Origin of the sequence: Listeria valentina (assembly GCF_011800755.1) — a bacterium.
GTDB lineage: Bacteria > Bacillota > Bacilli > Lactobacillales > Listeriaceae > Listeria > Listeria valentina.
In genome coordinates this window covers 1-6,870 of the sequence record NZ_JAATJW010000089.1, presented here as the reverse complement: position 1 = coordinate 6,870, position 6,870 = coordinate 1, and the positions used below count along the sequence as shown (strand labels likewise).

General features: G+C 37.6%; 6 protein-coding genes. All 6 read left to right on the top strand.

Translation table 11 applies throughout. The annotated features are described in order from the left end of the window. Positions 1-267 precede the first annotated feature (267 nt). The 6 genes from HCK02_RS12890 (at position 268) to HCK02_RS12865 (ending at position 6,359) form a co-directional block, all read left to right on the top strand. Positions 268-960, top strand: coding sequence for a Crp/Fnr family transcriptional regulator (locus tag HCK02_RS12890; protein WP_167630508.1), 693 nt, complete (start codon positions 268-270; stop codon positions 958-960). A 94-nt stretch (positions 961-1,054) separates the two neighbouring features. Beyond that, entirely contained in the window at positions 1,055-1,288 is a 234-nt protein-coding gene (locus HCK02_RS12885) for a hypothetical protein (RefSeq protein ID WP_167630507.1), read from the top strand. Beyond that, positions 1,267-1,527, top strand: coding sequence for a hypothetical protein (locus tag HCK02_RS12880; protein WP_425482896.1), 261 nt, complete (start codon positions 1,267-1,269; stop codon positions 1,525-1,527). Before HCK02_RS12885 ends, HCK02_RS12880 begins: the two co-directional genes overlap by 22 nt. Before the next feature lie 50 nt (positions 1,528-1,577). After that, positions 1,578-1,742: an LPXTG cell wall anchor domain-containing protein gene (locus tag HCK02_RS12875; RefSeq protein WP_167630505.1), complete on the top strand. Its 165-nt coding sequence runs from the start codon at positions 1,578-1,580 to the stop codon at positions 1,740-1,742. 31 nt (positions 1,743-1,773) lie between these two features. After that, positions 1,774-4,179, top strand: coding sequence for an Ig-like domain-containing protein (locus tag HCK02_RS12870; protein WP_167630504.1), 2,406 nt, complete (start codon positions 1,774-1,776; stop codon positions 4,177-4,179). Positions 4,180-4,244: 65 nt separating this feature from the next. Continuing rightward, positions 4,245-6,359 carry an Ig-like domain-containing protein gene (locus tag HCK02_RS12865; protein ID WP_167630503.1) on the top strand — a complete coding sequence of 705 codons (2,115 nt, stop codon included), beginning with the start codon at positions 4,245-4,247 and terminating at the stop codon, positions 6,357-6,359. Positions 6,360-6,870: the final 511 nt, after the last annotated feature.

The following is a 6,870-nucleotide window of genomic DNA, read 5'->3' as shown; positions in this document are numbered from 1 at the left end:
ATGTATGTTCTATCACAAGTATATCTAAAAAAAGACTGTAAACAAAGTTTTTCACTACTTTGTCTACAGTCTGAAACTTCTTGGAGAAAATCCAAGAAGTTTTTTTGTGCTTTAAAGTAACGCTAAAAGAAAGGACAGATAAAAAAACAAAATTTATACATAAAAAAAGAATTTAGTAACAAATTTTTAACAAAAATCACGATAAAAATGTTTATTTACAATATAAAAACCATTTTTAAGTGATATTTTTGAAAAAGAGGTGGAAATATGTACAGAAAAGAAATAAAAAAAGAGGCTACTGTTGAAGATATCATTCAAGAACTAGAACAGAATGCACTTAATCGAGAGCAAGTACAACGCAAGGAATACAATAAAGGTGATCGGATCGAGGAAGATTATGGACGAGTCATCATTTTAAAGCAAGGTTATATTATTAAATTTATGCATGTAAAAAAGCAAGAAAGAACAGTCAGTTTTTATGCAGGAGAAGCGTTAGTTGATTTTGATCGAGTTTTTGTCTCAAAAGAAGAAAATCAATTTGTACTTAAAGCACTAAGTAAATGTGAACTTATCTCGGTAGAAAAACAGTATTTTTTGAACTATCTTTCCATTCGCCCGGTTTTCACAGAATTTATTTTAAAAAAGCTTACTAGGCAACTGCATCAGTTTGTTGTGAAAATGGGAATAAACGGAAAATATCAAAGAGACCGAGTTTTAATTGGCTTAATCAATGCTGCTTATGCGCTAGGAGCTGATCAAGAGGAAGATTTTTATGAGTTTCCGACTGTCATCAATCATTATTTTTTAGCAGATTACTGTGATCTTGATGCCACAGCATTTTCAAAAATTTGCAAGAAACTAGTAGATGAACGATTAATTCTTTTGAAAAAGCGCCAAATTGTTATTCACCTCAGGAAGTTAAGACAAGCTGTAAAGGAGAGTCAAGGGGTTTATATGTAGGAGCTGGCATTTTGAGGGGGTGATAAAAATCGAAAGATGAGCAAACTAGAGAGTGGAACGAGAACGATCGATTGTATGAAAAAAGGAGGGAAAAATGAATTACATGACAAAACTTTCACATCAAATTCCCAAGCATAAATTGATTGTAAATATTCTTTCGGTTAGCTTAGCGATGATTCCTGCGGGGACTGCATTAGCAGTTGACACCCCAACAAACTCAAAACCGGCTTCTCAAACTGAAAGCAAGTTGCGCAAGAAAACACCGCGATTGATTCTGCCTTCAATATTGCACGCGGCTGGAATGCATTGCAATATACCAGTAGCCTAGGTGTTGCAGAAGAGAATTCCTTTGTGCAAGGACGACAAATACAGACTCCAGCTGGTGAAAAATATAATGTAGCTTATATTAACTTTGCTAATATTCCAAATTCTGAAAAGCCGTCCACCTCATCAAATGGTGCTACTACTGGACATGCAAATGAATCAAAACTTGAACAAGCGGGTTCTTCTGCCGCTAATTCGGGCACCTCTATAAAAAAAGAAATAAATCCACAAAAAATAGTATGAGCCAATCAAAAGCTTCGTTGACTTCTAATTCTAGTAACATGGAAAAAATATTGAATGGCAAAAATTCAAATCAAGAAAAGCTTCCAGCGATGGTAGCAGCAAGTAAAGCGAGAATGAATGCTAAATTACCGATTACAGGGGATAACTCTCCAATCGCTAGTAGTTTGCTAGGGTTGATGCTCATTCTTGGGAGCGTATACCATTTTAAAAAGTAATATTGAGAAGACAGACGGAGGGGTTTAGGAAATGAGAAAAACAAAATTAAGCAAGCTTGTGAAGCTTATTGCAGCGGGTGCGATAGCGTCTACTGCATTTGCAAGCGTTCCATTTGAAGAAAAAGCTGTTCAAGCACAAAACAATCCAAAAACCACCCAGTCAAACACGGTAAAAGCCAGAGCAGCCGCGAATGACTTTGATATTTCAACTGGGTGGAATGTGCTAAACTATTCCAGTGATTTGGATGTTCCAGTGCAAAATACATTCTTGCAAGGACGCAGAGTGCAAGATCCGAGCGGTAAAAATTATAATACAGCTTATATTAATTTTGCCAATATCGGCAATTCGGTTTTTAAAGCGCAAAGAGTATTCCACTTAAAAAAAGGGAAAACTTATAATTTTTCGTGGTATTATCAACTTCGTGTTCTTAATCATGCATCAGCTTCAATTAGTTTTAATGGAGATGTGAAGACTGCTGGTAGTAATTATGACCAAATTCTACCGCAGCAGTATAAAAAAACGATTGTGGCGAAAGAAGACCAAGATTACACGGTTACATTAGAATATGACGCACCAAAATATAGTAATGTTTTTATGTCCGTTGGATACTTAATGGGAGATCCGAACAATGGAGTCATTACAGAAGAAGTTCCATCACCTAAGCTAAGCACCCTTGAAGCTGGTCAAAAACAAGCTCAAGGAAGCGGTGTAGCAGGAAACCATGTAGTCCTTAAAGATGCTTCAGGTCAGGAAATTGGTTCTGGAATAGTTGGTCAAAATGGTCAGTTTTTAATCGATTTAAACCGTCCGCTTATTTACGATGAAACGATTACAGCTGTTCAAATTGATTCAAGTGGTAGTGCTAGCGAAGCAGTTTCAGCCAAAGTTCAAGATACTACTCCTCCTGATAAACCAATTGCAAAAGATATTGAAGTGAGCGAACAAATTCTGAATGGTTCAGCTGAAACAAATGCTCAGATTTTAGCCACAAACGCGCAAGGAGATCTAGTGGGTAAAGGGATTGCAAATGACGCGTCTGTAGGAAATGGACAAAGCAAGTTTTCTATTCATCTTACTCAGCCCGTCAAGGTTGGCGACAAAATTGCAGTTAAAGCAGTAGATGAAGCAGGAAACGCAAGTCAGGCTACTACAGTTTTAGTTGTAGATACAGTCAAACCAGGTGTTCCAGTGGTGAACCCAGTTGATGATACGATGAAACAAATTTCTGGGACAGGAAGTAAAGTTGGAAGCCAGATAGTTGTATCCATTAATGATCAAGTTCTATACGGAAAAGTTGGAGAAGATAAGCATTTTACGGTTAATTTGACCAAACCGATCCCTGGCGGAACTAAAATTAAAGTGGTAGAAGTGGATACGCAAAATAATCAAAGTGATCCAGCGGTAGTGACAGTTAAAGGAACAGTGAAAACAGCTGTTCCAGTAGTTGATGTGGTAGGGGATTCCAGCAAGTCTGTAACAGGGCAAGCTGAACCTAATTCACAAATTAAAGTGTTCATTGGCCAAGATTTTTACACAGCTAAAGCGGATAATAATGGAGCCTTCGTTGTGCGCTTGAATGAGACTTACCCAGCAAGCACACAAGGAACTGTAACGGCAACTGGCCAATCTGGGATTGAAAGCAACCCAGTTGGATTCACTGTAAAAGACACAACGGCTCCAGAGAAGCCAATTCTTAATACGGTTTTAGACAATGAGACACAAATTAGTGGGACAACAGAACCTTTAGCTACAGTTCGAGTTTCTTTAGGATTACCGAATGGGAGCGTTGCTTCATATGTTAAAAAAGCAGATCAAAACGGGAAATTTACGATTGATTTAGCACGAACATTTCCAGCGGGGACGACCATCACTGCAACTGCAGAAGACGAATCTAAAAATGTAAGTTCGGCATTTCAATCTATAGTTATGGATTCAGTGGAGTTAGATATAACTTTGAATCCAATTACTAGTCAAGACAAACATGCGATAGGTAACGTTTCGCGCCCGAATTCTGAGGTTACAGTTAAAGTCGGAGATCGTCTATTCAAAACAAAGGCTGATGCAAAAGGGAACTTTATTGTTGATCTAGAAAGAAGATATCCAATAGGGACTCCCGTATCCGCATGGGTAATTTCGATGAAAGAAAAAGGTGAAATAGTCCCCCAATCGGTAGTGCCGCGTATTCCTACTTTTGAAACAAATAAAATTCCAGAAGTAGGCGACCAAATGATTGTCGTTAATGCTGATCCGGGTAGCTTCGTAACATTGAGTATCACGCCACAACATGGAAGTCCAGATGTACTTAACGAAGTGACAAATTCAAATGGTCAAGCAATATTTAGACTTACGAAACCAGTAGCTTCTTTTGATACTTTACAATGCTATTCTGAAGTTAATGGTGTGAAAAGTGAAGAAAGTACAGTCGTTGTGTTTTAACAATATTGGGGCGAATTCGCCCCAATATTTTATAATTAAAAGGAAAAAAGAAGGGATGCAGCAGAATGACAAAAAAGAGAAAAGTACTTAAATGGTTTGTTGTAATTTTATTTTTTTCGAGTATTTTTGCGGGAAGTCTAGTTTCACAAACAGCGTCTGCCCAAAATTATGACAACGCCAGTCCAGATTTTTTATTCCCAATTTGGAAACCAACACATAAACCTTTGCGAATCAATCAGCCGTCAGATAAGCAGAGTGTAATAACGGGCTATGCAACGCCTTGCTGGGGAGTTACGGCGGTCGTTAATGGGAATATTTTTTCTTCAAAAGCAGATCGTTGGGGCAATGTTCGTATTGATTTAGGAAGAACTTTTCCTGGCGGATCAGAAGTTATTGTCTATCAATTTGATCCTCAAGGGAATATTGTAGATACGATAAACACAACAATGACAGGGGTAGTTCCAATAAATTTAAGAGCTCCAGAGGTTCAACCAATGTATACTAACGATACTACTGTTAGCGGATTTTCAAATGCACCTGGCGTTCGAGTTGTCATTAACGGACAAACTTTTTATGGATCGACTAAGCTAGGAGTAGGAACTTTCGTCGTGCAACTGGGAAGAACTTATCCTGCTGGAACTAGAGTGGATGTTTATGGTGAGAGAAATGGACAACTCAGTCCTGTATCCACAGTCTTTGTTCAACCAAGGGATATTTATGTTGAACCGCCTAAACTAAATTCAGTGACGACAAGGGATACAGTTATAACGGGGACATCGAATGAGTCGCTTGTAGAAGTTCAAATTGGTAATAATACTTATAGGGCATATCCAGATTCAAACACCAAAAAGTTTAGTGTGAATTTAGGACACACGCTTGCGGTAGGAACAAAAGTGACCGCATACGGGGTGAAAGAAGGAAAGCGTAGTTCTGGAACGAGCATTTACGTGGAACAAGGAATAACTGTTGAACCTCCTGTGTTAAATCCAGTAAATACTACAGATAATTTTTTATCAGGGTGGTCTAGTGCACCACTTGTAGAGGTTGAACTTCAGCATGCTACGATGCAACTTCATCCGGATCCGAATACAGGCAAGTTTAGTGTGCAACTTTGGCCACTAACTGCGGGAACGAAAATTGCCGCTCGTGCTATAATAGATGGGGAACGTAGTTCTGATACAGTTATCTATGCTGAACAAGGAATAGTCGTTACTCCACCTAAATTGAATTCGCTGAGTTCAACTGAAAAAGTCTTAACAGGGGAGTCAGATGCGGATAAAGTAATTGTTACTTTTGGGGGAAATCAAAGCTATACTGCGAAACCAGATCCAGTTACACATAAATTTTCGATTCAACTTGATAAAACTTATGCTGCAGGAACGCTTGTCTCTGCATATGGAGTAAAAGGTGGCGTAGAGAGTTCTACTACAAATATGTATGTAACTCAAGGAACCATTCAACTTAAAGCACCAATATTGAATACAGTAACAACCCAAGATACTGTAGTTTCTGGAACAGCAGATCCGAATACAACAGTCAAACTAAATATTTCCACAGATAGTTATGAAGCAAAAACTGATGGACAAGGAAACTTTAAAGTTTTGTTAGACCATACCTATCCAGTAGATTCTTTGATTTCAGTCTATTCAACAGATGGACAACATAAGAGTCCGATAACTAGCGGGAAAGTTGTTCAAGGAAGTTTTAAACTTGGAGTTAATATGATAACAGATACAGACCGAATTTTAACAGGAATGGCCCTTCCTAATAGTAAAATCAAGGTTCAAGTCGGCAATCGTATTTATGAAGGGGAGGCTTCTGCTTTTGGGACATTTATGATTCAAATGAGTCAGTCTTATAGAGCAGGACAAAATATTGAAATCACAGCCACAGACCCTATTTCTGGGCGTGCTGAAAGTAAAGTGATAATCGTTTATCCTGGAAGCCCAAGTATTAATACTATTCTTCCGGGAGCTTCTGCAGTGTCTGGGCAAGTCAGTCCAAATGCATTTGTGGTTGTTCAAATTGGTGGACAAAATTATTCAGGCATAGCGAATGCTGCAGGATACTTCTTCGTTGCTATTAATCCAAATGATGCAGTTGTTGGTGCGGAAGCAACTGTTACACAAATTAGTAATAATATCGAAAGTCTTCCAACTCGAATTACAATCGGAAGTTAATCTTTTAAAAAGCTGTCGGAATTATTGTTTTCTGACAGCTTTTTTATTTATTTGCAAGTTGAGTCCTGCATTGACTTGTTGATTTTACTAGATGCTGCTGTCCATTTTATCTACTACATATTTTCCACGATTGGTTAAAGTATATTTTTCTAATCCGCGTTTGCCATAAATTTTGAATACTAAATGGTAGTGGAATAGCGTGTTTAAAATCTCATTGATTTGCACATGAGAGTAAATCTTAAGTTCATTCGGCAATGACGTGCTTAAAACAAATGAACCGTGTTTTTTTAAATACTGCATTAAACTTAATGCACATATCTTCCCATCTTCCCTCAATTGTCCATCATACTCCTTTAGTCAAATGCAGGACCCAATCTTAGAAATAAGAAAACACAGTTTTAAAATTTTGGAAATATAAAAATCTTTGTGAGTTTTTGTTTATCTATAGGAGTTAGTTTATCATAAAAAAGTATTTTTTTCCTTTTTACATAAAAAAGTCAAAAAGTGTGAT